This is a genomic window from Xenorhabdus bovienii, from assembly GCF_024721015.1.
Classification (GTDB): Bacteria; Pseudomonadota; Gammaproteobacteria; order Enterobacterales; family Enterobacteriaceae; genus Xenorhabdus; species Xenorhabdus bovienii.
This window is the reverse complement of the sequence record NZ_JANAIF010000251.1, coordinates 1-902: the sequence shown is the minus strand read 5'-3', so window position 1 is coordinate 902 and position 902 is coordinate 1. Positions and strand designations below refer to the sequence as shown.

The 902-nt window shown below is 50.3% G+C and carries 1 protein-coding gene; it reads right to left on the bottom strand.

The genetic code is table 11. The features are described from left to right. A partial coding sequence (locus NXS07_RS20375; RefSeq protein ID WP_258087560.1) for a P22 phage major capsid protein family protein occupies nucleotides 1-902 on the bottom strand: 902 nt, incomplete at both ends.

The following is a 902-nucleotide window of genomic DNA, read 5'->3' as shown; positions in this document are numbered from 1 at the left end:
TTAGGGATTGAGAATGATTGTGTCTTCATGCCAGAGAACAGATCATGATTGACCGGGATCGGTTGTGATACCAGTCGGATGGAGTCATCAGCCCAGAAAATGTTGGCTTGCGTGGTCTTGATGTTCAACACATTGACCGCCATGCCATCAGCCAGCGAAATATTCACGTTGGCGTAAGCGCGCTCTTCCGGTGTTAACTTGTCGTCGCTGAGTGCAACAGGCTTTGGCGTGATGGTGACATCATTTCCGTTCACAGCCACAACGGAAAATGTTGCATCTTGTGTCAAAATGTTCTTCGCCATCTGAGACAGATATTTCACCCCAGCGAAAGAAATCTTGTCACCCCGTTTCAGACCAGCGCCGCTCAACTTAACGACAGCAGTACGGTTATCTACGTTCTCGCGGTTTCCATCAGCATCAGCAATCCATGCTTGAGGCTTGAACTTCTGGGCACCAGAAACAGTGAGGCCTGTCGCTGTAGACGCTGGCAGAGATGGCATTTTCGGAGAGCGCAAAACGTCATTGAATCCGGCGATCTGCTTCTGGATAGTGCCAGACTTGTACGCATCCTCCGAAATCCGACCATAGAAGTCTTTGTTTGTCAGATCCTGACCTGCCCCACGGTAATCTGTTGGGTTGAAGAAGAAGCTCAAACCCGCACTGCGATTCAATTCCCGGGAGAAAATCAATGCTTCGGCCTCAGAAATGAAATCCCAGCCCGTTTTAGCTGAGCCGATTGGTTCTGGACTTGCCACAACCAGAGAACCCATTTCCACAGCTTGCTTAGCGATTGCCATCTCGACGTTGTTCGCCAGTTTTTGACCGGATGCTTTGAGGCGGCGACGTATGGAACGCTCATCACGCAGATCATCCGCACGAAGCTGGAAGAAGTCGTTATCAGG